The 26,160-nt window shown below is 65.1% G+C and carries 21 protein-coding genes; 14 read left to right on the top strand and 7 right to left on the bottom strand.

What is annotated here, in order from left to right; all coding sequences use genetic code 11:
- Nucleotides 1–25: 25 nt before the first annotated feature.
- Nucleotides 26–1,300, bottom strand: a complete 1,275-nt coding sequence (locus tag IGS60_RS03565) for an amidohydrolase family protein (RefSeq protein ID WP_070312832.1) — start codon at nucleotides 1,298–1,300, stop codon at nucleotides 26–28.
- A gap of 382 nt (nucleotides 1,301–1,682) precedes the next feature.
- Here IGS60_RS03565 and phaP point away from each other — a divergent pair, with 382 nt between their 5' ends.
- The 5 genes from phaP (at nucleotide 1,683) to IGS60_RS03535 (ending at nucleotide 10,334) form a co-directional block, all read left to right on the top strand.
- Nucleotides 1,683–2,555, top strand: a complete 873-nt coding sequence (gene phaP / locus IGS60_RS28440; protein WP_306798460.1) for a TIGR01841 family phasin — start codon at nucleotides 1,683–1,685, stop codon at nucleotides 2,553–2,555.
- 165 nt (nucleotides 2,556–2,720) lie between these two features.
- Complete coding sequence (locus IGS60_RS03550; RefSeq protein ID WP_070218015.1) at nucleotides 2,721–4,472, top strand: ABC transporter ATP-binding protein; 1,752 nt, start codon at nucleotides 2,721–2,723, stop codon at nucleotides 4,470–4,472.
- The gene (locus tag IGS60_RS03545) at nucleotides 4,462–6,270 is read left to right on the top strand and encodes an ABC transporter ATP-binding protein (protein WP_230502422.1); all 1,809 of its coding nucleotides are present in this window, start codon (nucleotides 4,462–4,464) and stop codon (nucleotides 6,268–6,270) included. Before IGS60_RS03550 ends, IGS60_RS03545 begins: the two co-directional genes overlap by 11 nt.
- Nucleotides 6,271–6,396: 126 nt before the next feature.
- Entirely contained in the window at nucleotides 6,397–8,097 is a 1,701-nt protein-coding gene (locus IGS60_RS03540) for a methyl-accepting chemotaxis protein (protein WP_070218019.1), read from the top strand.
- 173 nt (nucleotides 8,098–8,270) lie between these two features.
- On the top strand, nucleotides 8,271–10,334 hold the full coding sequence (locus IGS60_RS03535; RefSeq protein WP_306798459.1) for a tetratricopeptide repeat-containing diguanylate cyclase: 2,064 nt from the start codon (nucleotides 8,271–8,273) through the stop codon (nucleotides 10,332–10,334).
- A 57-nt stretch (nucleotides 10,335–10,391) separates the two neighbouring features.
- Here IGS60_RS03535 and IGS60_RS03530 read toward each other — a convergent pair whose 3' ends face one another.
- Both IGS60_RS03530 and IGS60_RS03525 read right to left on the bottom strand, forming a co-directional pair.
- Nucleotides 10,392–10,721: a hypothetical protein gene (locus IGS60_RS03530; RefSeq protein WP_230502420.1), complete on the bottom strand. Its 330-nt coding sequence runs from the start codon at nucleotides 10,719–10,721 to the stop codon at nucleotides 10,392–10,394.
- 149 nt (nucleotides 10,722–10,870) lie between these two features.
- On the bottom strand, nucleotides 10,871–12,136 hold the full coding sequence (locus IGS60_RS03525; RefSeq protein ID WP_230502687.1) for a cytochrome-c peroxidase: 1,266 nt from the start codon (nucleotides 12,134–12,136) through the stop codon (nucleotides 10,871–10,873).
- A 167-nt stretch (nucleotides 12,137–12,303) separates the two neighbouring features.
- Between IGS60_RS03525 and acpA the strand changes: the two genes are divergently transcribed.
- Nucleotides 12,304–14,424, top strand: a complete 2,121-nt coding sequence (acpA, locus tag IGS60_RS03520; RefSeq protein WP_230502418.1) for an acid phosphatase — start codon at nucleotides 12,304–12,306, stop codon at nucleotides 14,422–14,424.
- Between the two features lie 56 nt (nucleotides 14,425–14,480).
- Here acpA and IGS60_RS03515 read toward each other — a convergent pair whose 3' ends face one another.
- A complete protein-coding gene (locus IGS60_RS03515) occupies nucleotides 14,481–15,284 on the bottom strand; it encodes a hypothetical protein (RefSeq protein WP_230502416.1) in 804 nt (267 codons plus the stop codon).
- A gap of 294 nt (nucleotides 15,285–15,578) precedes the next feature.
- Here IGS60_RS03515 and IGS60_RS03510 point away from each other — a divergent pair, with 294 nt between their 5' ends.
- A complete protein-coding gene (locus IGS60_RS03510) occupies nucleotides 15,579–16,451 on the top strand; it encodes a hypothetical protein (RefSeq protein WP_230502414.1) in 873 nt (290 codons plus the stop codon).
- On the top strand, nucleotides 16,448–17,950 hold the full coding sequence (locus tag IGS60_RS03505; RefSeq protein WP_230502412.1) for a hypothetical protein: 1,503 nt from the start codon (nucleotides 16,448–16,450) through the stop codon (nucleotides 17,948–17,950). The genes IGS60_RS03510 and IGS60_RS03505 overlap by 4 nt, the downstream gene beginning before the upstream one ends.
- 433 nt (nucleotides 17,951–18,383) lie before the next feature.
- Here the strand turns inward: IGS60_RS03505 and IGS60_RS03500 are convergent, their stop codons facing one another.
- Nucleotides 18,384–18,830 (bottom strand): hypothetical protein, encoded by a 447-nt coding sequence (locus tag IGS60_RS03500; protein ID WP_070224416.1) that lies wholly within the window; start codon nucleotides 18,828–18,830, stop codon nucleotides 18,384–18,386.
- Nucleotides 18,831–19,106: 276 nt separating this feature from the next.
- Between IGS60_RS03500 and IGS60_RS03495 the strand changes: the two genes are divergently transcribed.
- Complete coding sequence (locus IGS60_RS03495) at nucleotides 19,107–20,177, top strand: hypothetical protein (RefSeq protein ID WP_230502411.1); 1,071 nt, start codon at nucleotides 19,107–19,109, stop codon at nucleotides 20,175–20,177.
- A gap of 3 nt (nucleotides 20,178–20,180) precedes the next feature.
- Here IGS60_RS03495 and IGS60_RS03490 read toward each other — a convergent pair whose 3' ends face one another.
- Nucleotides 20,181–21,140, bottom strand: coding sequence for a LysR family transcriptional regulator (locus IGS60_RS03490; RefSeq protein WP_230502409.1), 960 nt, complete (start codon nucleotides 21,138–21,140; stop codon nucleotides 20,181–20,183).
- A gap of 109 nt (nucleotides 21,141–21,249) precedes the next feature.
- On the opposite strand from IGS60_RS03490, the gene IGS60_RS03485 reads away from it, so the two are divergent.
- Together IGS60_RS03485 and IGS60_RS03480 are read left to right on the top strand one after the other, a co-directional pair.
- Nucleotides 21,250–22,089 carry a phytanoyl-CoA dioxygenase family protein gene (locus IGS60_RS03485; protein WP_086143956.1) on the top strand — a complete coding sequence of 280 codons (840 nt, stop codon included), beginning with the start codon at nucleotides 21,250–21,252 and terminating at the stop codon, nucleotides 22,087–22,089.
- On the top strand, nucleotides 22,089–22,910 hold the full coding sequence (locus IGS60_RS03480; protein ID WP_230502407.1) for a sugar phosphate isomerase/epimerase: 822 nt from the start codon (nucleotides 22,089–22,091) through the stop codon (nucleotides 22,908–22,910). The genes IGS60_RS03485 and IGS60_RS03480 overlap by 1 nt, the downstream gene beginning before the upstream one ends.
- Here the strand turns inward: IGS60_RS03480 and IGS60_RS03475 are convergent.
- The gene (locus tag IGS60_RS03475) at nucleotides 22,895–23,833 is read right to left on the bottom strand and encodes a LysR family transcriptional regulator (protein WP_070310358.1); all 939 of its coding nucleotides are present in this window, start codon (nucleotides 23,831–23,833) and stop codon (nucleotides 22,895–22,897) included. The two genes, IGS60_RS03480 and IGS60_RS03475, sit on opposite strands and share 16 nt — an antisense overlap.
- Nucleotides 23,834–23,963: 130 nt before the next feature.
- Here IGS60_RS03475 and IGS60_RS03470 point away from each other — a divergent pair, with 130 nt between their 5' ends.
- The 3 genes from IGS60_RS03470 to IGS60_RS03460 all read left to right on the top strand — a co-directional run bounded on the left by IGS60_RS03470 (nucleotide 23,964) and on the right by IGS60_RS03460 (nucleotide 26,153).
- Nucleotides 23,964–24,839, top strand: a complete 876-nt coding sequence (locus IGS60_RS03470; protein ID WP_230502405.1) for an aldo/keto reductase family oxidoreductase — start codon at nucleotides 23,964–23,966, stop codon at nucleotides 24,837–24,839.
- A 21-nt stretch (nucleotides 24,840–24,860) separates the two neighbouring features.
- On the top strand, nucleotides 24,861–25,322 hold the full coding sequence (locus IGS60_RS03465; RefSeq protein ID WP_070224423.1) for a MarR family winged helix-turn-helix transcriptional regulator: 462 nt from the start codon (nucleotides 24,861–24,863) through the stop codon (nucleotides 25,320–25,322).
- Nucleotides 25,323–25,664: 342 nt separating this feature from the next.
- On the top strand, nucleotides 25,665–26,153 hold the full coding sequence (locus IGS60_RS03460; RefSeq protein ID WP_230502403.1) for a DUF6702 family protein: 489 nt from the start codon (nucleotides 25,665–25,667) through the stop codon (nucleotides 26,151–26,153).
- Nucleotides 26,154–26,160 lie beyond the last annotated feature (7 nt).

The raw sequence follows: 26,160 nt of genomic DNA, 5'->3' as shown, positions 1-26,160 counted from the left end.
CGATAACAAGTGATGGCCGATTGTATCAGCGCCCCAGGCGGAAGTTCACACTCTCGGGCCGCCCCGGCAGATGCAGGCGCGATTGCGCGCGCGGCGCCTCGCTGACGACTTTCCCGCGGCGCAGCACCAGGCGGCGCGCGGCGCGCAGGCGCAGCGCTTCCACCGTGGAGCCGCAATCGAGGATCAGCAAATCCGCATGGCAGCCGGGCGCGATGCCGTAGCCGTCCAGGCCCAGGATGGCGGCCGGCGTCTCGGTGACTGCCAGGAAGCACTCGTGCATCGCCTGCTGGCCCGTCATCTGCGCCACGTGCAGTCCCATGTGCGCCACTTCCAGCATGTCGCCGGAACCGAGGCTGTACCACGGATCCATCACGCAGTCGTGGCCGAAGGCGACGGGAATGCCGGCGGCCAGCATCTCGGGCACGCGCGTCATGCCGCGCCGCTTCGGATACGTGTCGTGACGCGCCTGCAGGGTGATGTTGATGAGGGGGTTGGCGATGGCCGCCACGCCCGCCTCGCGGATCAGGGGCAGCAGTTTGCTCACATAATAATTGTCCATCGAATGCATGGACGTCAGGTGCGAGCCCGTCACCCTGCCCTGCAACCCCAAGCGCTGGCTGTGGAAGGCCAGGGTTTCGATGTGGCGCGACAGCGGGTCGTCCGATTCGTCGCAATGCATGTCGACCATCAGGCCACGCTCGCAGGCGAATTCGCACAGCAGGCGCACGGATTCCGCGCCGTCGGCCATGGTGCGCTCGAAATGCGGGATGCCGCCCACCACGTCGACACCCATGGCGATCGCGCGTTTTAGATTATCGAAGGCGCCGGGACTGCGCAGGATGCCGTCCTGCGGAAAGGCCACCAGCTGCAAATCGAGATACGGCGCCACTTGCCGCTTGACGTCGAGCAGCGCTTCGACGGCCAGCAGGCGCGGGTCGCAGATATCCACGTGCGAGCGGATCGCCAGCAGGCCGCGCGCCACGGCCCAGTCGCAATACTGCAGGGCGCGTTCGACCAGCGCGTCCTGCGTCAGTTGCGGCTTCAGCTCGCCCCACAGGGCGATGCCTTCGAGCAGGGTGCCGGACGCGTTCACGCGCGGCAGGCCATAGCTGAGCGTGGCGTCCATGTGGAAGTGGGCGTCGACGAAGGGCGGCGTGACGAGGTCGCCGGCGGCGTCGATCTCTTGCACGCCCGTCACGGGCAAGGCGGGGCCGACGGCGGCGATGCGGCCGCCCTCGATGGCGATATCGATGGCGCGGCGCCCGTCGGGCAGGCTGGCATTGCGGATGACTAGGTCCATGCGGACACTCCTTCGGTTGACGACTGTGTCTGGTGTTTCAGTTAATGATCATTTACATATTTCTCGCGGATGTTGCAGTGCAAGAAACAAGGCACTGGCAAAAGCGTAGCCATAGATTCCTTGGCAGCGCTTTGCGCGCGCGCAAACTTCCCGCAAATGCCGCCAGGCGCATGAATAGCGCAAAACATACGGCGCACGCCCTTGAGAAAATAACTTTCAACTAACTCGAATCACCGCTAGAATATTCATATTGCGTTGCATCATAAAAAGTCTATGATCAGCTATTCAGCACGCTACCCACTTTACAAAACGCGGCCAACTCTGGTTTTCGGGATTTTGCAGAGCGTTTTGCCAGCATTTTAATCCGTACAAAGGAGTAAATATGTTTCCGCTTCCTGAACAATTTTCCAGCGCCGCCAAGTCGCAACTGGAAAGCCAGCTGCAAATCTTCAGCCTTCTGACCAGCAAAGTCTTTGAAAGCGCCGAAAAAATCATCGCCCTGAACCTGAACGCCGGCAAGGCCGCCATTTCGCAGACGGCGGAAACGGCGCAGCACCTGCTCGTTACGCAGGACCCGCGCGACTTCTTCAGCTACAGCACCAGCCAGGCGCAGCCAAGCATCGAGAGCGTGCTGGCCTACAGCCGCCAGCTGTTCGGCATCGCCTCGGGCACGCAGGCGGAATTGCTGGCCTCGGCCAAGGCCCGCCTCGATGCGGCCGCGCCAGCCGCAGCAACGGCCCCGGCTCCTGCCGCAGCCAAACCTGTCCTGGCCGTCGCGGCGCCCGCTGCCGCGCCTGCCGCTGCGCCTGCACCAGCACCGGCCGCGGCGCCTTCCCCCGTTGCCGCCAAGCCTGCTGAAGTAGCCAAACCTGCCGCCGCCCCGGCAGCCAAACCGGAAGCAGCGCCTGCCAAGGCGGCCGAGAAGGTCGCCGACAAGCCTGCCGCCAAAGCGGTGGAAGCCAAGCCGGCGGCCAAACCGGCAGCCAAGCCTGAAGCAGCCAAGCACGCAGCGGCACCCGCCGCCGCACCAGCGAAAGCCGCCGCGCCAGCCCCCGCCAAGCCAGCCGCGAAGTCATTTCCTTCCAGCAAACCCGCCGCCAAGCCGGCCAGCACCGCCGGCAAGACCGTGGCCAAGGCCGCCGTGCAGCACGCCGCTGCGCCAGCGGCCAAGCCGGCAGCCAAGGCAGCGCCCAAGGGCACGCCATCGAAACAGCTCGACATGCTGGGCGGCGGCAAAGGCAGCGGCCGCAAGTAAGCCGCGCGCACGGCACTGACGCAGCAAAACAACGGGCTACGGCCCGTTTTTTGCGTGCTCGTCCACAGCGCGCTTTTCCGCCTTGTTGTATCCTACGCGTACTTTCCGTCCGCGTGCCCGTCCTTCCGCCCCGCGACACCCCATTACTCAAAACAAAAGGTAACCATGAGTTTATCGAGGCTCATCGCCGGCTTCGTGCGTCAGCATTGGCCGGCGTATGCCGCCGCCGCCGTCATGCTGACAGGCGTGGCAACACTGACCGTCTGGATCCCGCGCCGCGTGGGCGCCATCATCGACGCGCTGGCCGCACACCGCATGACGGCCGCAGAACTGTGGCTTGAGCTGCTGACTCTGCTCGCCGTCGGCGTCGTCATCTACTTCCTGCGCGTGGGCTGGCGCATCACCCTGTTCAAGGCCGCCTACCAGCTGGGCGTGATGCTGCGCACGCGCTTCTACACGCGCATGTCGCAGCAGGGCGCGTCGTTCTACCAGAATCAGCGCACGGGCGACCTGATGGCGCTGGCGACGAACGATATCGACGCCATCGAAATGGCCGCCGGCGAAGCCATGCTGGCCGGTTTCGACGGCACTTTGACCCTGCTGATGGTGCTCGGCATCATGCTCCTGGGCGTGGACTGGCGCCTGGCCTGCATCGCCCTCTTGCCCTTCCCGCTGATGGGACTGGCCTTCTGGCGCATTTCCAGCCATATCCATACGGCGTCGACGGATTCGCTGCAACGCTTTTCCGCGCTGAACGACCATGTGCAAGAGTCCTTGTCGGGCGTGCGCACCCTGCGCGCGCTGGGCCTGGAAGAGCGCAGCAGCAAGCAGTTCTCCACCCTGGCCGGCCACGCGGCCAACGCCAGCCTGACGGCGCAGCGCTGGGAAGCGGCGTATGAACCGGCCGTCGGCCTGACCCTGACGGCGGCCACGGCGCTGACCCTGGGCCTGGGCGGCTACCTCGTGTGGCAAGACCAGCTGACCATCGGCGCGCTGACGAGCTTTTCCATGTACCTGGGCCAGCTGATCTGGCCCATGTTCGCCGCCGGCTGGGTACTGTCATTGATCGAACGGGGCCGCGCCGCCTGGCAGCGCCTGCAGCCGATGCTCGACGCGCCGCTGGCCATCGACGACCATGGCAGCATCGCCACGCTGACGCCCGGCCCCCTGCAATTGCAGGACGTCGGCTTTGCGTATGCGGGCCAGACGGCGCCGGCCCTGTCCGGCATTTCGCTGCGCTTGCAGCCGGGCCAGACCCTGGGCCTGGTCGGCCCGACGGGCAGCGGCAAGTCGACCCTGCTGCGCGTGCTGCTGCGCCAGGTCACGCCGCAATCGGGCACGGCCACGTGGAATGGGCACGCACTGGACGCCTACACCTTGCACGCGTTGCGCGCGGCGATCAGCTGGGTGCCGCAGGAGTCCTTTTTATTCTCCGCCACCATCGCCGACAATATCGCGCTGGCCCGCCCCGGCGCCACGCGCGAAGAAGTGGAGCGGGCGGCGCAGCTGGCCGACATCCACGCGGACATTTTGCAGTTCCCCGAAGGCTATGCCACCCACGTGGGCGAAAAGGGCATCACCCTGTCCGGCGGCCAGCGCCAGCGCGTGGCGATTGCCCGCGCCCTGCTGGCCGACAACGGCTTGCTGCTGCTCGACGATGCGCTGTCCGCCGTCGACACGGGCACGGAAACGCGCATCCTGCAGCACCTGGAGGAATTGCGCCGCAAGCGCCCCGAGCGCAGCGCCATCATCGCCAGCCACCGCCTGAGCGCCGTCGTCAACGCGGACCTGATCCTCGTGCTGCGCGACGGCCACGTGACGGAAACGGGCAACCACGACGCGCTGATGCAGCGCGACGGCTGGTACGCCAGCCAGTGGCGCTATCAACAACTGGAGGCCAGCCTCGATGCCATCTAAGAACGACCAAGCCAACACCGCCACGCCATCCGTGCGCCGCCAGGCCGCGCAAGCGATCGGCCTGCTGCGCCGCGCCGCCGCGCCCGACCTGCGCCATTTATACTGGGCCACGTTCTGGCTGATCCTCGCCGCCGCCCTCGAAGTCACGGGTCCCATTTTAGGCAAGGCCCTGATCGACCAGCATCTGCTGCCGCGCCACCTGGACTGGACGCGCATGTCGCTGCTGCTGGGCGGCTGCCTGCTGACGGGCTGGGTCGCTTCCGGCCTGCGCTATTTGCAGCTGGTGCGCCTGTCCGGCCTGGCGATGCGCTCGGTGCAGCGCCTGCGCGAAACCGTCTACCAGCACGTGCTGCGCCTGCCGATGAGTTTTTTCGACCGCGCCATCACGGGCCAGCTGGTCAGCCGCGTCACCAACGACACGGAAGCGGTGAAATCGCTGTACGTGCAGGTGCTGTTCGTCATCCTCGACAGCTCCATCGTCCTGGTCGGCACCATGGCCGCCATGGCCTTCCTCGACTGGCGCTTGATGCTGATCGTGCTGGCCCTGCTGCCGGCCGTGCTGCTCATCGTCTTTTTGTACCAGCGCTGGAGCGCGCCGGCCGTCACGCGCGCGCGCGCCCTGCGCAGCGAGATCAACGGCCAGATCGCCGAATCGATCGGCGGCATGAGCGTGCTGCAGGCGAATAACGCGGAAAAGCGCTTCGGCGCGCGCTTCACGGGCATCAACCAGGACCACTACACGGCGCGCATGCAGGAATTGCGCGCCAACGCCTGGCTGCTGCGCCCCGCGCTCGACATGCTCAACATCGTGCTGCTGGCCGTCGTCATCTTCAGCTTCGGCCGCCGCGACATGGGTGCCGTGGAAGTGGGCGTGCTGTATGCGTTCATCAGCTACATCGCGCGCGTGATCGAACCGCTGATCCAGATCACCATGCAGTTCAGCCAGCTGCAGCAGTCGGTGGTGGCGACGGCGCGCGTCTCGGCCCTGCTGGACGAAGCGCAGGCGCTGGAACACGCACAGGGAAGGGAGACACCGGCCCTGCGGCAGGCGAAAACGGGCAGCGACGTGCCCGCCGTCGACATCGCCCGCCTGACCTTCGCCTACGTGGAAAACCAGCCCGTGCTGCACGACCTGTCGCTGCAGATCCCGCAAGGCGCGTTCTTCGGCATCGTCGGCCACACGGGCAGCGGCAAGTCGACCCTGCTCTCCTTGCTGCTGCGCTTCTACCCCGTCACGCAGGGCAGCATCGCCATCAACGGTGTCGCCCTCGACAGCATCGACAACGAGCACTTCCGCGCCGACGTGGGCCTGGTGCCGCAAGACCCCTTCCTGCTGGCCGCCTCGGCGCGCGAAAACATCGACATGGGCCGCGGCTACACGCAGCAGCAGATCGAGACGGCCGCGCGCGCCGCGCATGCGCACGACTTCATCGCGGCGCTGGAACACGGCTACGACACGCCGCTGGGCGAAGGCGGCTCGCGCCTGTCGTCGGGGCAGAAGCAGCTGATCGCGATTGCCCGCGCGCTGGCCGGCCAGCCGCGCATTTTGCTGCTCGACGAAGCGACGTCGCGCATCGATAGCCAGACGGAGCAGATCGTGCAGACGGCCCTCAACGAGTTGCGCGGCAAGGTCACCATCATCGCCATCGCCCACCGCCTGTCGACCATCCGCGAAGCGGACCGTATCATCGTGCTCAACCATGGCCGCATCACGGAAGCGGGACCGCACGAGGAACTGATGCAGATCGAAGGCGGCCTGTACCAGCGCCTCTACCTGCTGCAGCAACTGGCAATTTGATAGCCATGGGGCGCCGTTGCATGGCGCCACTTTTTTTCTGTACGGCATTAAAAATGCCGTACAGACGGGAGTATATTCATCTGGCGGGCAGCGCCAAAGGCCCCAACCACACTTCCGGGGGATACCATGCGCAGCAAACTGTCGATCAGGAATATCTTTGCCGCCATTTTTCTGCTCAGCCTGGCGCTCTCCGTCATCAGCCTGTGGGCGCTGTTCCGCGTGGCGGGCAAGCAGGCCGAGGCGAACCGCGTCACTGAAACGCGCTACCAGTCCTACCTGCTGGCCGACGAACTGCGGCAAAGCTCGGACGACCTGACCCGGCTGGCCCGCACCTACGTCGTCACCGGCGACGCCAGGTACGAACAGCAATACCTGGACATCCTCGACATCCGCAACGGCAAGAAGCCGCGCCCCGCCCATTACGAGCGCATCTACTGGGACTTCGTGGCGGCAGGCGTGCCCGTGCCCGCATCGACGGGGCCTGCCGTGCCGCTGGCAGAACTGATGCGCAAGGCCGGCTTCAGCGAGCAGGAATTCGCCAAGCTGCGCGAAGCGCAAGCCAATTCGGACGGCCTGGTCAAGACCGAGGTGATCGCCATGAACGCCGTCAAGGGCCGCTTCGACGACGGCAGCGGCAACTTCACCAAAACCGGGCCGCCGGACCTGGAAATGGCCCGCGCCATCATGCACGATGCCCAATACCACAGCAACAAGGCGAAGATCATGCAGCCGGTGAATGAATTCCTCACGTTGCTCGACCAGCGCACGAGCGCGGCCGTGCAGACGGCGATGAGCGGCACCATGGCCGCCTACTCCGTGACGGTCGGCGTGCTGCTGGTATCCGTCATGGTCTCGCTGCTGTGCCTATTCCTCGTGTACCGCCACATCAAGCGCAGCCTGGACCAGGCGATCGCCACGGCGCAGCTGATCGCCGGCGGCGACCTGAGCATCGACGCCGTCATCGAACGAGCCGATGAAATCGGCGTGCTGCTGCATGCGATGAACACTATTAACGCCAACCTGACGGGGCTGATCGGCGACATCCGCAGCGGCACCGGCGAAATGTCGGTGGCCACGCACGAAATCGCGCTGGGCAATGCGGACCTGTCCGCGCGCACGGAAGCGCAAGCCAGTTCCCTCGAAGAGACGGCCAGCTCGATGGAAACGCTGACGGCGACGGTGCGGCAAAACGCCAGCAACGCCGGCGAGGCGAACCAGCTGGCCGCCACCGCCTCGGCCGTCGCCGTGCAGGGCGGCGCCGTCGTCGCCCAAGTGGTCAGCACGATGGGCGCGATCAAGGAAAGCTCGAGCCAGATCGCCGACATCATCGGCGTTATCGACGGCATCGCCTTCCAGACCAACATCCTGGCCCTGAACGCGGCCGTCGAGGCGGCGCGGGCAGGCGAACAGGGACGCGGCTTCGCCGTCGTCGCCGGCGAGGTGCGCAGCCTGGCCCACCGCAGCGCTGCCGCCGCCCAGGAAATCAAGACCTTGATCGGCGCCTCCGTGGAACGGGTCGACGCCGGCAGCAAGCTCGTCGACGAGGCGGGGCGCACCATGGCGCTGGTGGTGGAATCGATCCAGAAGGTGGCCGCCATCATGAGCGAAATCACCAGCGCCAGCCACGAGCAAAGCGCGGGAATCAGCGAGGTCAACCAGGCGGTCACGCAGATGGACAACATCACGCAACAGAACGCCGCCCTGGTCGAGCAGGCGGCCGCCGCGGCCGAAAGCCTGCAGGAACAGGCACAAGCCCTGATCGCGGCCGTCGCCATCTTCCGCCTGAAAGGCAGCCCGCCGGCCACGGCCGCCCTGCCCCTGCGCTGACGTGCGGCCAAAGTGTGCACTTTCGCAAATTTCCGCGCACTGCATGATATTTCTGGATTGCAACAGAATATAATCTGTTACAGACAGGTGGTCATTGCGGGAGCGGGACGTTGGCAGGCAGACAGAGACGGGCATCATGGCGAAAGGCGCATTGGCTGCTGGTATTGGCCTGCTTGCTGCCGCCTGCCGCACACGCCCAGGTCAGCGACCTTGAGCAGTATCTTGCCGCCGTGCGCGACGACGGCCGCTACGTGCCCGCGCGCGCGCTGCAACGGCTGCAGGAAGTCGAAACGCAGGCGCGCAGCGCTCCCCTGCCCGTGCGCGCGGAATTCCTTACCCAACTGAGCAACGCCCGCATGCGCCTGGGGCAGAACGACATCGCCATGCAGCTGGCCGAGGAACTGATTGCCTACGCCCGCATGAACAAGAGCGACGTGGCGCTGGCAAAAGGCATACTCAACAAGGCCTACATCACGTTTGCCCGCAACGAGCGCCGCGCCTCGCACCTGCTGGCATTTGAGGCGGAAAAGATCGCCAATGGCACGGACGACTTGCCCGTGCGCGTGCAAGCGACCATCAGCGCGGGCCAGTCGTGGGCCGAGGAAGGCAATTTTCCGTTTGCGCTGGCCAAGCTGCAGGCAGCCGTCGACCTGGCGCGCCAGAGCAAATCCCCGTCCAGCCTGGCCGCCGCCCTGAATGCCCTCACCCTGCTGTACACGCAGATGCGCGAATACGACAAGGGCTTCGAAGTGCTCGACGAATTGCTGGCAGTCTCCGCGAGACTGGCGTCACCGGGCCGCATGGCGCAGGCAAAGAATACGGAATACGGGCTGGCGCTCGACGCGCAGCAGCCGCAGCGGGGCCAGCGCGCCCTGCTGGCGGCCCTGGCGCTGGAACGCCAGCTGGGCGCGCGCGGCATGGTGGCCGTCACCCTCGTCAACCTGTCGGACAGCTATCTCAAGGAAGGCGACTACGCGCGCGCCTTGCGCTATGCAAATGAAGCGATCACGGCGGCGGACCTCGTCAACGATGAACAGGTGGAGGCGACGGCGCGGCTGAACATCGGCCAGGCGCTGATCGGCCAGGGACGGCTGCAGGAAGGCAAGCAAAGCGTGGCCACGGGCCTGGCCTACTACGAACGCACGGCCAACCAGCCGGAAATGCAGGCCGTGCTGCTGGAATACGGCATGGCGCTGGAAAAGGCGGGCGACCTGCGCGGCGCCGTCACCGCGTACCACCGCGAGCGCGGCATTTCCAACCAGCTGTTCGAAAAGCAGCGGCAAAAGGCCGTGTATGAACTGCAAGAAAAGTATGAGGCGGAAAAGAAACAGCGCCAGATCGAGCTGCTGAGCCGCGAAAATCAGCTGAAGAGCACCGAAATCGACAACCGCCGTCTGCAGCAGCGCGTGTGGTGGCTGCTGGCGCTGGTACTGGCCATGGCGTCCGCCATCGTTGGCTTGCTGTACCGCAAGGTGCGCCATGCGAACGTGCAGCTGAAGGTAAAAAACCAGGAACTCAAGCGCCAGAGTTCGCGCGACCCGCTGACGGCCCTGTACAACCGCCGCCATTTCCAGGAATTCATGCGCAGCCATGCGGGCAAGCCGCAGCCCGCCTATGCCGGCGACGATGTCGTGGGCGCGCTGTTCCTGCTCGACGTCGACCACTTCAAGCACATCAACGACGCTTACGGCCATGCGGCGGGCGACCTGGTGCTGACGACGATCGCCGAAACCCTACACGACGTGTTGCGCGAAACGGACATGATCGTGCGCTGGGGCGGCGAGGAATTCCTTGCCTTCCTGCCGGCCGTCGCGCGCGAAGGGCTCGACGAGATCGCGCGGCGCATCCTCAACGGCATGGCGGCGCAACGCATCGACTACCAGGGCCAGACCATCGAAGTGCACGTGTCCGTGGGCTTTGCGCCCTATCCGCTGGCGCCGCTGGGACGGCCGCTCACGTGGGAACGCAGCGTCAACCTGATCGACATGGCGCTGTACCTGGCCAAGGCGCACGGGCGCAACCGGGCGTATGGCTTGCGCGGTTTTCATCATGTGGAAAGAACGACCCTGGAAGTGGTGGAGCAAGACCTGGAACGCGCGTGGCGCGACGGCTTTGTCGATTTGAGCGTGGTACTGGGGGGTACGGACGAGGCGGACAGGCCGGAGACGGCTGGAACGCAGACGTTGACGCCAGGCGGCCAAGCGGGCGATGGCGTCGCCGCAGCTGCCGTCACCTGACGACAGCTGCGGGAACCGGGCCGGCGTTAGCTGGTCCTGGCGCGGTGATGACGGTGATTACTTGTGCGCGGCGTCCTGCATCTTTTCACCGGCTTTTTCCACTTTCTTGCCGACGGCATCGGCCGCTTCGCTCATTTTCTTGTCGGCGTCAGCGGCGACCTGGTCCATCTTGGCGCCCGTATCGGAAGCGGCCTGGCTCACGGCGGCGTCAGCTTTGGTTGCTGCGGCCTTGATGTCGGCTTCAGCCTTGGCAGCGGCCGCATCGATCTTCTGGCCAGCTTGTTCCGCAGGACCGGCGGCGACATCGCTCTTCTTCTGGCAGGCAGCCAGGGCCACAACCATCATGCCGGCGGCGCACACGGTCATCCAATTTTTGCTTGCTTTCATGGTATTCCCTTTCATTGTTATCAAAAGACACAGATCAGTTCGCAATATACACCTGCCTAAAATTTTCTAGCGTGCGCTAACGCACATAAAAACAGGCTTTTGTAGCGTAGTTGTAAGCAATGGTATCTTGATATCTTTTTGGCATGCGTTCAGTGTGCCGCAGGGGCCGGCCGATAGCCATCCGTCAAGGTATGCAGGAAGGCGATCACGTCGGCGATCTCCGCTTCGTTCAGGGCCGGCGCCTGGCCCGGCAGCCGGTCGAACGGCGCTTCCACGTTGACGTTCGCTTCCAGCCCCGGCGGCAAATCGTCGTATTTGCGCACCTTGCCGTTTCGCTCTGCCGGATACCATTTTTGCGGCGCCGTATCGCGCTGCACGTAAAAGCGCAGCACCTGCTCCAGACTGTCAAAACTGCCGTTGTGGAAAAACACCTTGCGCAAGGCGACGTTGCGCAGGGATGGCGTCTTGAAGCTGCCGCAGTACTCCTTGTGCTCCATCAAGTCGGTGCGGTCCGGGCCGCACAGTCCCATGTCGAAGAACGCCGGGTCCGCATTGACGGGCAGCTTGCCATTGCGCGGTACGCCGATATTGATCAAGCCGTAATCGGTAAATTGGGGAAAGGCGCCGCCGGAAGTGATCTGGCTGATATGGCAGGACGCGCAATTGCCCTTGCGCTCATCGTTGAACAGGGCCAGGCCGCGCGCTTCCTGCGGACTCAAAACGGCCTGCTTGCGCAAGACGGCGTCGTACTTGCTCGTGTACGGATAGAAATCTAGCGGGCTTTCCTGGAACACTTCCAGCGACATCAGCGCCCAGCGCAAGGCCTGGCCCGGCTGCTCGAAGATATCGGCGCCATACGTCTGGCGAAATTGCGCCGCCAGGGGGCCAGCGCGCAATTTGGCGACGACGGCCGCCGCGTCGCGGTTGCCCATCTCGCGTTGGGAGAGCAACGGCGCCAGCGCCTGCTCATGGCCGGATTGGGCGCGGCCATCCCAGTTGCGCCCGCCCGTGGGACCCGCATCGACGCTGTCGTCGCCATCGTCGTCATGAAAATGTTCGGTGAATGCGGGTGCGGTCTGCAGGTAGCGCAGCGAGGGCGCCGCGCGCGTGCCCGCGTCCTTCAGTTCCGGGCCGCCCAGCTGTACCGCCAACCCGTTCGGCGGCCCATACGCGTGCTCGGGACTGTGGCAGCTGGCGCACGACATCTTCCCCGACACGGACAGGCTGGGCTCGAAAAACATGGCGCGGCCCATGGCCGTCATCTGGGCCACGGAAGGCTGGCGTGGCAGGGTGGGCGCGTAGGCGCCCGCCAGATAGGCGGGCTTGGCTGCGGCTTCCTTTTGCGCTGCCGGATGGCAGGCGGCCAGCAGGCAGGCGGCTACAAAGGCGAGCAGCAGTGAGGGCTTCGTTTTCATCATGGGCTGGCAGCGTAGCAACGGTATGTGACCGCTGCGTGACAAGTCCCTGCAAAACGTAATGTATCAAGTCCGTACATTACGTCATGTAACAGACGCTGACATGTCACGCAGCTGACATATTGCCTGCCTAGCATGCGACGTTTTCCACCCAGAAGGCATGAACAATGAAACCGTACGCTCGCCCTGTCTTACGTCCCCTGCCAATCTTGCTGTCGCTGGGCCTGGCCGCCTGCGGCAGCAACTATGCGATCACGCCCAGCACCACGGGCCAGGTGATCGGCAGCTACTATGAAAACGCCCAGGTATGCCTGGAAAGCGGCACCGCCAAGCTGACGTGCGACAGCGGCTCGCCAACGGTGCGCACGGCCGCCGACGGCAGCTACGCGCTCGACGGCCAGGGCGCCGTGCTGGTGACCGTCGGCACGGACGCCATCCGCCATGAAGCCATCGGCGACAGCGGCAGCAAGGTGACGCAAAAACTGCTGCTGCGCGCCCCCGCCGGCCACAGCGCCTTCGTCAGCGCCCTGTCGACGGAACTGGCGCAAGTCATGGACGGCAATGGCGGCGACTTTGCGGCCGCCAGCAGCAAGCTGGCCGCGCGCATCGGCGTGTCCGAAGCGGGCCTGGCGTCCGACTTCAACAAGGCCAGCGGCGACGAGCTGGCGAAACTGAAGGCGGAAAACGCCAGCGTGACGGCCTTGATCGCCAGCGCCAGCGCGCAGGCGGCACCGGCCGACGCGCTGGCCGCCCTGAACGGCGCCCTGGCGCTGAACAATATCCAGACCATCGTCGTCATCTACGCGGAAAACCGCGGCTTCGACAACTTGTACGGCCTGTTCCCGGGCGCGAATGGCGTGCCGGGCGTCAATCCCACGTCGACTTCCAACTATGTGCCGCAGAAAGACTATGACGGCAGCACCCTGCCCGTGCTGCCGCCCACCTGGGGCGGCATGACGGCGGCCGGCCAGAGCACCGTCATCACGCAGGCGCAATCGGCCAACCTGCCGAACAAGCCGTTCCAGATCGACGATGCCGGCAGCCCCCTGTACCTGCCGCAATCGGTGATCACGCGCGACCTCGTGCACCGTTTCTATAACAACCAGATGCAGATCAACGGCGGCGCCAACGACAAATTCGCGGCCTATTCCGACGCGGGCGGCCTGTCGATGGGCTATTACGACGGCAGCAAGATGCAGCTGTGGGACATCGCCAAACAATATGCGCTGGCCGACAATCTGTTCATCGGCGCGTTTGGCGGCTCCTTCCTCACGCACCAGTATCTGATCTGCGCCTGCGCGCCCACGTATCCGAACGCCGACACCTCGGTGGCCAAGGGCTCGATCGCGAAGATCGACGTCGACGCCAACGGCAACTTCGTGCGCCTGACGCCGTCCGCCACGGCGCCGACCACGGTCCTGAACGGCGCGCCCGCCTACGCCAACGACGGCGCGCTGACGCCGGCCGACGGCACGGGCATGTTCTACGCCGTCAACACCATGCAGCCGCCGTTCCAGCCCAGCAGCAACGCCCCGGCATCGGCCGACAGCAGCAAGCTGTATGCGGACACGGGCAAGGCCAACACGCTGCCGCCGCAGACGCAGACGAATATCGGCGACTTGCTCTCAGGAAAAAATATCGACTGGGCCTGGTATGCGGGCGCCTGGAAGGACACGACGGCCCTGGCCACGGCCAGCGCGCGCGCCGGCAGCTTCCCGAATCCGCCGAACTTCCAGTTCCACCACCAGCCGTTTAACTATTTTGCCAACATGGACCCCGTGAAGGCGCCCGCCTACCGCGCCGCCCACCTGCGCGACTTCGACAGCCAGTTCCTGGCCGACGCGGGCGCCGGCAAGCTGCCGCCCGTGACTTTCTACAAGCCGCAGGGCAATTTGAACCAGCATGCTGGCTACGCCAGCGTGGCCGACGGCGACGCGCACATCGCCAGCGTCATCGCCCAGCTGAAGAAGAGTCCGCAGTGGAAGAACATGCTGGTCATCGTCACCTACGATGAAAACGGCGGCTTCTATGATCACGCCGCGCCGCCGAAGGGTGACCGCTGGGGCCCGGGCACGCGCGTGCCGGCCATCCTCGTCTCGCCGTACGTGAAAAAGGGACTAGTTGACCATACGCAATACGATTCGGCTTCGATCCTGCGCGCCATCACGCACCGCTTCGCCCTGCCCGTGCTCGACGGCTTGAGCACGCGCGACAAGGCGCTGGTGGCCAACGGCGGCAAGCCGATGGGCGACTTCAGCGCCGCGCTGGCGCTGGTACCGCAAGAGTAGGGCTGAGTAGGTGCACCCGCCCGGCGTGGCCGCGACGGGCGTTTTAGCTGTTGGCGCTACTGGCCCGGGGACGCATCGAGCAGCGAGCGTTCGAGCAATTGCGACAAGGCCGCGCGCAGCGCCTGCGTGCGCGCCGCCAGCTCGGGCCGCTTGTAGCGCTCGGCGGCGATCAGGCTGTTTTCCAGGCAGACGCGGTCGCCCTTGGCCAGGCAGGCGTCGGCCAGGTCGAGCTGGGCGCTGGCTTGCGCCACTTTCACTTTGGCGTCGAGTTCCAGGGTGTCGGGATCGTCGCCCCAGCGCTTCACATAGGCGGCCAGGCGCGTGGCGGCCAGCTCCGGCTTGCCCGCGTCGAGGGCCTGGTTGACGCTGCCTTGCAGCGCCGCCCACGCCTGCGCCCGCTGCTGTTGCCTGTCGCAAGTAGCGGCGGACTTGCTGATATTCGCCTGCAAGCGCTTGATCTGCGCGGCGGGCGCCTTGGCGCTTTTCAGCACGGCCAGCGCGCTGCGCGCCCCATCCAGGTCGCACTGCGCCGCCAGCGCGGTGGCGGCCTCGACCTGTTCCGCCACGCTGGCCGGCTTGTCGGCCGGCTTGTTATAAAACCAGATACCGGTCAGCACCACGGCCGCCGCGATCCACGTGCGCAAGCGCACGGGCGGGCGCGGCGGCGGCACCGAGCCCCTGCCGGCAGGCTTGGCGGGCGGCGCCTTGGCCGGCGCGGCAGCCGGCGGCGGGGCCGGCTGGGGAGCGGAAGCTGGCTGAGGAGCGGGTTGCGGCGGGGCTTGCGGCGCCGGTTGCGGCGTGGAAATCGGCGGGGCGACGGGCACCGGCGGCGGCATGCGCGGCACCGGGGGCGGCGCCACTACCTTCTCCAGAACAGGCGCTTGCGCCACCTGGCGCGCGCCGCAAAACGGACAATGCGCCACGCGTAGCGGCAAAGTCCGGCCGCAGGCGGCGTTGATGCAAACGTCATTCACTGTTTCAAGCACATTCCAACCTTTTCCTGGAGTCATTCCACTGCGTTCTGCCGCAATATTACCTTACGCGGCCAAGGCAACGGCGCACCGGCCCCGTGTTCCCTTGCCTTGATACCAATCAAAAAACCTCCGCCGCCGCGGCCTAAGCTACAAGCACAGGCCAAGGACAAGGAGAACGCCATGTCAGCCCACCTGATCATCGAAGACGGCCAGCCCTGGTGGGACAGCGCCGATATCTGGGTCGTGCCCGGCAATGATCCGAATGGCCCGCCCGGCGCGCCCATTGCCGGCACCAGCAATTACCTGTGGGGCCGCGTGCACAACACGGGCAACAGCGCCTCGAACGGCGTGCGCGTGGACTTTTACTGGGCCGATCCTTCCGGCCAGATCGCCGTCGGCGCCGCCACGCAGATCGGCTCCGCGTTTGCCGACCTGCCGCCCGGCGCCACGCAGGAAGTGCTGTGCCTGGTACCGTGGGTGCCCGTCATCGTCAATGGCGGCCACGAATGCCTGCTGGCCGTGGCCCACGGGCCTGGCGACGTCAACCCGCTGCCCGACCCGCTGCCCAACGGTTTTCCCTTCCAGCCCAAGCAGCATGACCAGATCGCCCAGCGCAACGTCAACGTGGTGCTGGCGGCCAGGCGCGCGCAGTTGCTGGCCATCGCGGTGGCGGCCCTGCCCCGCGAAACGAAAAAAGTGGAACTGCAGATCGAGTATGGCGGCGAGCTGCCGGAGCGCCTGCTGGCCACCCTCGGGCTTGAGCGATGGCAGCCGGCCAGGGACGCACACCTGGTCGCAGGCCTGGCGCGTACGCCCCATTGCAATGGCGACGCGCCCGGCGAGCAAACACTGGTGCTGGAAGTGCCGCGCGGCCAGGCGCAGGCCGTGTATCTGAGCGTGCGCGCCGAAGCCTTGCCGCCACGCCAGTATGCGCTGCTGCGCGTGCTGGAAACCCAGGATGGCAAGCTGCTGGGCGGCGTCACGTATGTCGTCACCGACCTGGAGAAAGAGCAAGCGCAAGAACAGCAAAGCCCCGAGGAGCAAGCATCATGAGCGACACACCCCTGCAGGTGCTGACGCGGCCGTTCGCGATCGAGCCCGTCACCAATATCATGCTGCCCGATGGCATCTTCGACAATGCCATCTATGGCTTGCGCATTGCCGCCCACGTCACCAATATGTCCGGCAGCGCCCTGACGAATGTCACGGTGTACCTGGAAAGCGTGGGCGACCCCGGCATCGTGCCCGTGGCCCGCACCTTCTTCTTTGCCAGCATTCCCGCCGGCGCGGCCATGCTGGTGATGTGGGATGCCGATTTCCAGCATGCGGCGCCCGGCAAGAGGCTCGTCAGCTTTGTCGCCAAGGCGGACGGCTACACGCCGCACCGCTCGATCCAGCAAATCTTCGTGTCGCAGACGCGCTTTGACAGCACGACCAACACCTACACGTGTACGGTCGAGGAAGGCACGCTGGAACTGTCCAAGCCGCAGGGCCATCTGCCGGGCAAGCGCTGGGGCAGCACGGGCACGGATGGGAAGGAGTGCCGCTGCCCTCCCGGCCTGGGCCCCATCGTACCGACCGGCATGACCCTCGTCTGGACGCCGAACCCCGCCTATGCGGGCACGCATGGCGAGCTGCCGTTTTCCGACCCGTGGTGGAAGGTTCTCGCCATCATCATCGCCATCATCGCCGCGCTGGTGGCCATCGTTGCCGCCGCGCTCGGCTCCGGCAAGGCCAGCTTCAGCGTGGGCGGCAGTTTCGAGGAAACGGAACCCGACGTGCATTGCTGTTCGCTGGAAGGGGCCGGCTCCGGCCAGCCCGAGTTCACGGTGGCGGGCGTGGCCTCGGCCATCGCCTCGGGCGCCATCGCCGTCGCCTGCTCCGATATCGCCGACCCGTTCTGGCGTGGTCAGGAAGCAACACCACCGGCCGCAGGCGAACTGACCCTGGCCGAGCGCGTGGTGGCGAAATGGGTCTTGCCGGAAGCGCCGAATGCGGGCCTGCCCTATACGGCCGACATCAGCTGGGAGTACGATCGTTTCACCACGGGCGCCACCTACCAGCATGCGGTGACCGAAACGCAAGTCAACATCCACGTGGCGGGGCCGGTGGAAACGGATACGCCCGCCGTCGTGCAAGCCTACGAGCCGTTGTGGCTGCGCGCCAGTTTCAAGCGCGACAACGGCAATGTCTTCCGCGGCACGGAGCTGTATGCGTTCGTGCTGTTCCAGGCGCCGCAGGGCCTGTACTTCGTCGAATCGCTGACCGACGACGGCCTGGGCTTCGACCCGGGTGCCAACGACGGCGTCTATGCAGGCAGCCTGGACTTGAAGCGCGCTTACCGCACCCTGCTGCAATATGATCAAAAAGTCTACGGCACCTGGAGAGTCTTCGTCTTCGCCCAGGACGTCAACCTGACCAAGCCCGGCACGCCGCCTGAAATCGCCGCCCAGCACATCGGCGGCATGTTCGTCGCCAGCGCCATCGAAATCACCTTCGACGATACCCTGCCCTGCCCGCTCAAGGCGCAGGCGAATATCATCGTGGTGTAGCAAGGGGCGAGAAGCAAGAAGCGAAGTCAGGCGTAGGTCGCGTAGGTCGGATTAGCGGGGAAACGCCCCGCGTAATCCGACACATTGTTGACTCCAAGCCCACGCGACAGTGGCCGCGCAAGCATGCAGGGCCAAGCGCCACCCCGAAGACAGTACGCCAGGACCGAGGGAAAGGCTACAAACTGTGGCCTTTCGTACAACCATTCGTAAGCGCGCCAAGAGCGGCTGAGAAAATGCTCAGGGCTAGGCGCCGCCTCGAAGACAGTACGCCAGGACCGAGGGAAAGGCTACAAACTGTGGCCTTTCGTACAGCCATTCGTAAGCGCGCCAAGAGCGGCTGAGAAAATGCTCAGGGCTAGGCGCCGCCTCGAAGACAGTACGTCAGTACGGCGAGAGGCAGGCAACAACGCCTTGGGCGTTTTATCAGCCGCTCTTACACCTTGACCGCGTCGGCCTTGGCAATAACCGTGCGCGGAATGATATCCATCGCCGGACACGTATCCATCGCATCCGAATACGCGAGCCAGCGCTGCAGGCTTTCCATGCGGCGGATGGTGATGCCCTTGCCATTGATGTAGCCGATCTGCTCGAAATTGGCGGGGCTGGTGGTCAGTTTCGACACGGTGGGCGCATTGTCGACCAGGCGGTCGTAGGCCTTGCGCGCCTTGTGCTCCCACTTGGCCAGCGCGGGGTCGTCAAAGCGGTTGCTTTCAAAATACACGGTAATGGTGCGGTCGTGGTTGGCAAAGCCGACGATGGCCGCACCTTTGCGTATGGTCAACAGGACATCTTCCTTGACGCCTGTGACGGGAACGAACACGGCAGCACGGCCATCCGCATCCGGCCGTTCCATGGGAATATCTTGTCCGATTATGCTCATCACATCACACTCTTAGTCTTCGCCTGTTGGCTTGTTGTCCCTGCTTCACTGAAAGCATGCCACCGTGCGCATGCGCGCCTTTGCCGCTGCGCCAGGCCGCTGCCATGCCCTGTCATACCGGTTCATACCATTTTTCAAATAATACATTGCCGGAAAGCACTACACAAGATAATCAGGGGCGCGGCAGCCGCCGGTCCTCCGCCGGATGGGGAATGGTGACGGCCGGGGCAATCGCCTTATAATGCTGCGATTACTTCACGCCCCCACCTTCGCACCATGACGCTTCCCGAGAATGACACCAGCCGGCTCGACGCCATCAGCGCCGCCGCCACCGAAGTGGCCGCGCAAAACGTGGCCGACCTGCTGGCCATGGCCATCCGCCACCGCCCGGACGAACCGTCCCTGATCGTCTGCGACAAGCGCAGCTGGCTCAACGTGGTGCTGACGGAAGCGTACCGCCAGGCCTTGCCGGACGCCGCCTTCATCGATTTCGACGACGTCACGCCCGACGCCGTGCTGGCCGCGTTTGCCGAACTGCCGGCCGGCAGCCTCGTCGTGCTGATCCAGTCGACCAGCTTCCGCCTGGAAGCGTTCCGCATCCGCATCGAACTGTTCAAGCGGGGCCTGAAAGTGATCGAACACGTGCATCTGTCGCGCATGCCCGGCGTACAGGGGCTGCACTACATCGCCTCGCTGGCCTACGACCCGGCCTATTACCGCGGCGTCGGCCATGCACTGAAAGCGCGCATCGACGGTGCCCGCCACGGCATGGTCGACAGCGGCGGCGAGCAGCTGGTGTTTGCTTCCCCGTTCGAACCGGCCAAGCTCAATATCGGCGACTACAGCGGCATGAACAATATCGGCGGCCAGTTCCCCCTGGGCGAAGTATTCACGGAAGCGCAGGACCTGGAAGCGGTGAACGGGCGCGTGCGCATCTTCGTCTTCGGCGACACGCACTTCATGGTCAACCGCCCCGATACGCCGATCACCCTGATCATCGACAAGGGCAGAGTCACGGGCACGGAGCACGCCACGCCGGAATTTACCGCCATGCTCGAGATCATCCGCGCGCATGAAGGCGAAGTGTGGGTGCGCGAACTGGGCTTCGGCATGAACCGCGCCTTTTCGCGCGAGCAGCTGGTCAACGACATCGGCACGTATGAACGCATGTGCGGCATCCATCTGTCGCTGGGCGCCAAGCACGGCGTGTATACAAAACCGCAATTCAAGCGCAAGGATGCGCGCTACCACGTCGACATCTTCGCCGTCACCGAAGCCGTTTATCTCGACGACGAGCGCGTGTATGCCGATGGCGCCTGGACGGTGGAACCGGTCGCGTTCAATTGACCGTCAGCTGAAAACTCCGGCCGCTGCCAGCTCGCGGTCCCACGGCGGCACGGGCTGGTATTCGGCCACCAGGAAATCGATCAGCGCGCGCACCTTGGGCGAAGGCTGGCGGCTGGCCGGATACAGGGCGCTCAAGTGATTCAGGGGCAGGTCCCAGCCGGACAGCACGGGCAGCAGGCTGCCATCGAGCAGGTTGCGCCAGGCGAGAAACGTGGTGCTGTAGACGATGCCAAGTCCCCGCTGCGCCGCCTGGTGCAGCACCAGGCCGTTATTCGCCGTAAAACCCGCCTGCACGCGCACGCTCACTTCCTCCCGCTGTTCCCCGTCTCCGCGCTGGAAATGCCAGTTCGTGCCATCGGTCAAATGGCTGAAATGCAGGCACTGGTGCTGCAATAAATCCTGCGGCGTCTGCGGCATGCCCCATTGCGCCAGGTAGGCGGGACTGGCGCACAGCACGGCGCGGCACGGCGCCAAAGGCCGCATGGCCAGCGCGCTGCTGTCCGGGATGCCGCCCACGCGTATCGTCAAGTCAAAGCCGTGGCGTATCGGGTCGAGCAGCGCATCGTCGACAAACAGTTCGGCCCGCACCTGCGGGTGCAGCAAACTGAAACGGGCAACGGCATCGGCCAACCACGCGCTGCCGAAGCTCGATGGCGCCTGGATGCGCAGCGGCCCGGCCAGCTCCGCCCCCGCTCCCGCCTGCGCAACGTGCGCCACCATGCGCGCCGCTTCCTGCGCCTGGCTGACGGTGGCCATGCACGGGGCCAGGTAGGCGCGGCCCGCGTCCGTCAAACTCACTTCGCGCGTGGAGCGGTGCAGCAGGCGCGCATTGAGGCGCTCTTCCAGCTGCATGATGGTCTTGCTGACCATGGCGCGCGTCAGCCCCAAGCGCTGCCCGGCCGCCGTAAAGCTGCGCTGGCGCGCCACCTCGACAAAGATTTCCATCGCTTTTAGTTGATCCATGTCAAAGATTGTCATCGCTTTGGCGACAATCTGTCAACCAGAGGGCGATTGTTTGCGCACTGTCCCCATCCTACAATGGCGCCTTCTACCAATCTCCGGAGCCGCCGCCATGCTGACGATCGAACAACAGGAACAATACCAACGCGACGGCTACATCATCCTGCCCGATTTCAAGGGCGCGGATGAAATCGCCGCCCTGCGCGCGCGCGCCGAGCAGATTGTCAACGAATTCGATCCCAGCGTCAGCCAGTCGATCTTCACTACGCGCGACCAGGCGAAGAACACCAACGATTATTTCCTCGCCTCCGACAACACCATCCGCTGCTTCTTCGAGGAAGAGGCGTTCGGCGCGGACGGCCAGCTGAAGCAGGCGAAATCGCTGTCGATCAACAAGATCGGCCACGCCATGCACGACCTGGACCCCGTCTTCCGCGCTTTTTCGGCCGACCCGAAACTGGCCGAAGTGGCGCGCGACCTGGGCCTGGCGGATGCGCAGGTATGGCAATCGATGTATATATTTAAACAGCCCGGCATCGGCGGCGAAGTGCGCTGGCACCAGGACGCCACGTATTTCGAGACCACGCCGATCAGCGTGACCACGTTCTGGTTCGCGCTGGAAGACGCGACCCTGGATAACGGCTGCCTGTGGGCCGAACCGGGCGGCCACCGTGGCCCCCTGCGCGAACGCTTCATCCGCAACGGCGACCAGGTGCGCGTGGAAAAACTCGATGCCATGCCGTGGCCCGACGACAGCACGGCCGTGCCGTTGGAAGTGAAGGCCGGCGCCCTCGTCTGCTTCCACGGCTTGCTGCCCCACTACAGCGCGCCGAACCGCTCGCCCGTCTCGCGCCACGCCTACACCTTGCACGCCACCGACGGCCAGACCGAATACGCGGCGCACAACTGGATACAGCGCGACGCGGCGTTCCCCGTGCGGGGCTTCGTCTGATGCGCATCGACGTCTTTGCCGCCCACTGGGGCAATAACGAGCTGCCGCCCGACGTCTTCATCGACAAGGTACTGGCGACCGGCTTCGACGGCATCGAAATGTCGCTGCCGCTGGACGCCGCCCTGCGCGAGGAGTGGACGGGGCGCATCGCCGATGCGGGCCTGGACCTGATCGCCGCGCAGTGGGAAACCGTGTTCCACGGCGACTTCGAGCTGCACCGCGCCGCCCTGGCGGAACTGCTGGAAAACGCCTGCCTGGCGCGCCCCGTGCTGGTCAACACGCACACGGGCAAGGATTACTATACCCAGGCGCAGAACGCGGCATTGATCGACCTGGCCGCCGCCATCTCGGCAAAGCACGGCGTGCCCATCGTGCACGAGCTCCACCGCAGCCGCTTTTCCGGCCACCCGATGCTGCTGCTGCCGTATCTGCAGCAGTATCCCGAACTGCCTTTGACGGCCGACCTGTCGCACTGGTGCTGCGCCTGCGAAACGCTGCTGGAAGACCAGCCGCACACGCTGGCGCAAGTGCTGCCGCTGGTGCGCCACGTGCATGCGCGCGTGGGCCATGCGCAGGGTCCGCAGGTGGCCGACTTCCGCGCGCCGGAAGCCAAGCCGGCGCTCGACGCCCACCTGGCCTGGTGGGATGCCATCGTCGCGCTGCGCCGCGCGGCTGGCGCCGAGCGCATGACGTTCACGCCGGAATTCGGCCCAGCGCCGTACACGCAAACGCTGCCCTGGACGCAGCAGCCAGTGACGGATGCGTGGGAACAGAACGTCGCCATGTTGCAGCTTTTACGCCAGCGCTATCCTGCGGATTGAGCAAGCGGCGGAAGCTGCGCAAAATTGGCCTGCACGAAATCGATGAAGGCGCGCAGCGGGGCCGGCAGGTGGCGCCGGCCCGCATAGTATAAAAACGGGCCGGGAAAGGGCATCGCCCAGTCTTCCAGCACGGGTCGCAGCTGGCCCGCATCGATATACGGCTGCAACCACTCTTCAAACAGATACACCAGACCATGGCCGGCGATGGCCATGCTGACCGCGAAGTCGGCCGCCGTCGGCGTGACGATCACGGGGCCGTCCGGCTCCACGCTCACTTTTTGCCCATCGCGTTCGAACTCCCATGGGGGAATCGCGCCACTGAGGAATTTTCCCAGCAGGCAGGCGTGCTGCAGCAGCTCGCGCGGATGCACGGGCACGCCCCGCTGCGCCAGGTAGGACGGTGCGCCCGCCACCGCGAAGCGCTGCGTGCGCGGGCCGATCGGGATGGCGATCATGTCCTGCTCCAGCCGCTCGCCATAGCGGATGCCGGCGTCGCAGCCACTGGCGACGACATCGACAAAATTATTATCGACCACCAGCTCGACCCTGATCTGCGGATAGGCGCGCAGGAACTGGTCGACCATGGGCTGCAAAAAGAAACGCGCCGCGTTGACCGGCACGTTCAGGCGCAAGGTGCCGCGCGGACTGTCGCGCAAGTCGTTCAGCACATCGAGCGCGCTGCTCACTTCCTCGAGCGCCGGACGCAAACGCGTCAGCAACAACGCGCCGGCTGCCGTCGGCGTCACGCTGCGCGTGGTGCGTTCCAGCAGGCGGATGCCCAGTTGCTGCTCCAGCCGCCGCAGCGCCTCGCTCAGCGCCGACGCCGACTGCCCGCTTGCGCGCGCGGCCTGGCGAAAACCCCGGTGCCCGGCCACCAGGGCAAAGGCGGACAGGTCGGCCATGGAAGGGTTGTCTGCATGCATAAGGAGAGCTTTCACGGGATGAGATTGTGCGCAAATAAGTACAGCCTGTGCCGGATTGACCCGATTATCATACAGCGCATTCGCCCTTACGATGGCGGCTCCCGTCCCTTACCACTACACAGGAGCTCCCATGCACACGTATGACCCCGCCAGCGACCAATTCACGCCCGCCCATTGCGACATCGTATTCAACCGCCTCGGCTACGGCGCCATGCAACTGGCCGGCCCGCACGTCTGGGGCCCGCCGAAGGACCGCGCCGCCGCCGTTGCCGTGCTGCGCGACGCCATTGAACTGGGCATCAACCATATCGACACGTCGGACTTTTACGGCCCCCACATCACCAACCAGATCATCCGCGAAGCGCTGCATCCGTATCGCGGCGGCTTGACCATCGTCACCAAGATCGGCTTCGTGCGCGGCGCCGACCAGTCCTGGCTGCCGGCCGCATCGCCGCAGCAGCTGCGCGACGCCGTGCACGACAATCTGCGCAACCTGGGCCTGGACGTGCTCGATGTGGTCAACCTGCGCGCGCCGGGCATGGAAGGCCCCGACGGCTCGTCGCTTGCCGAGCCGCTGTCCACACTGGTGCAGCTGCAGCGGGAAGGCCTGGTGCGCCATATCGGCCTGTCCAATGTCGATGCCGGCCAGGTAGCCGAGGCCCAGCGCATCGCTCCCATCGTCTGCGTGCAGAACCACTACAATCTGGCACACCGCGCAGACGATGCGCTGATCGACACCCTGGCCGCGCAAGGCATCGCCTACGTGCCCTTCTTCCCCCTGGGCGGCTTTTCGCCGCTGCAGTCCGATACCTTGAACCAGGTGGCGGCCGCCCTGCAAGCCACGCCGATGCAGGTGGCGCTGGCCTGGCTGCTGCAGCGCGCGCCGAATATGCTGGTCATTCCCGGCACCTCGTCCATGGCGCATCTGCGCGAGAATGTCGCCGCCGGCGCGCTCAGGCTCGACGCGCAGGCATTAGCGGCATTGGGGTCGCTTGCAACTAAGTAGCGCACTATATATACTGTGCCCATGGATACCACCACCGCCCCCAACCCCTTGCACCAGGTGCCGCGCCTGGACGGCCAGCTGTGCTTTGCGCTGTACTCGACCTCGCTTGCAATGAACAAGCTGTACCGCAAGCTCCTGCGCAAGCTCGGCCTGACCTATTCGCAGTACCTGGTGATGATGGTGTTGTGGGAGCGCGACGGCCTGACGGTGTCGGAAGTGGGCGAGCGCCTGTTCCTCGACTCGGCCACCCTGACGCCCTTGCTCAAGCGCATGGAGCAATCGGGGCTGCTGACGCGCACGCGCGCCGCCAGCGACGAGCGCCAGGTCATCATTTCCCTCACGCAGCAGGGCGACCAGCTGCGCCATCAAGCGGCCCTGCTGCCCGAAGCCATCCTGACGGCCAGCCACTGCAGCGTGGAACAGATTGTGGACATGAAACAACAACTGAACCAGTTGCGCGACAGCCTGATGAAAAGTGAGTAAAAGCGCTGCTTTCCCGAGCAAAATCAGATAAAGCATCCACCTGACGGCGCCCGGCAAAAGCCGGTCCATCATCCGCCTTTCTTTATTGCAGATCAAAACAAGAATGGCCCACCCTGCGTATAGAATAGTTGCCACTATTTCCTTACAACAACGTCAGGGTGACCATGCGCATATACCTTTCTGCTCCCCCCGAAGACCTACCGCACCGCCTCCTGCGCGCAAGGTCACGCCTTCGCGCGTGGAACTGTTCAAGAGCGAAAAATCACCCAAGGAGAAGCTGATGCGCGATTTTCATCCGCCGTTGAAAGGCAAGAGCAATGGCTCGGCCAAGGGCGACGCGGCATGAAGCGCTGGCGTGCGCTGACGGCCGTCACGCTGGCCTGCATCAGCATGGCGGCGGCCGCCCATAACTTCCACATGGGCATCGCCGACATCAGCTATAACGCGGCCAGCGGCAGCACGGAAGTGGTGCACACCTACACGGGCCACGACGTCGAGGCGCTGCTGACGAATCTGTACCAGCGCCGGTTCGACCTGGGGCAGGAAGACAGCGAAGCGGCGCTGCGCCGCTATGTCGAGAAACAGTTTTACCTCGTGGGGCCGGATGGCAGCCGATTGCGCCTGAACTGGGTCGGCATGAAGGTCAACGCCGACAACGTGGTGATCTTCCAGGAGATCGAAGGCACACGCCTGGCCCCCGCCACGCGCATCCACAACCAGTTGCTGACCGACTTCCTGCCCAGCCAGCGCAATACCCTCAACGTGCAGGACAGCGGCAGCATCCAGACGCTGATCTTCGACCGCCAGAACACGGAACTGCCGATCCGGTAATGCCCGG

The sequence above is a fragment of the Janthinobacterium sp. FW305-128 genome, from assembly GCF_020858135.1.
GTDB lineage: Bacteria > Pseudomonadota > Gammaproteobacteria > Burkholderiales > Burkholderiaceae_D > Janthinobacterium.
The sequence above is the reverse complement of the archived record's forward strand: the minus strand, read 5'-3'. Positions and strand labels throughout refer to the sequence as shown.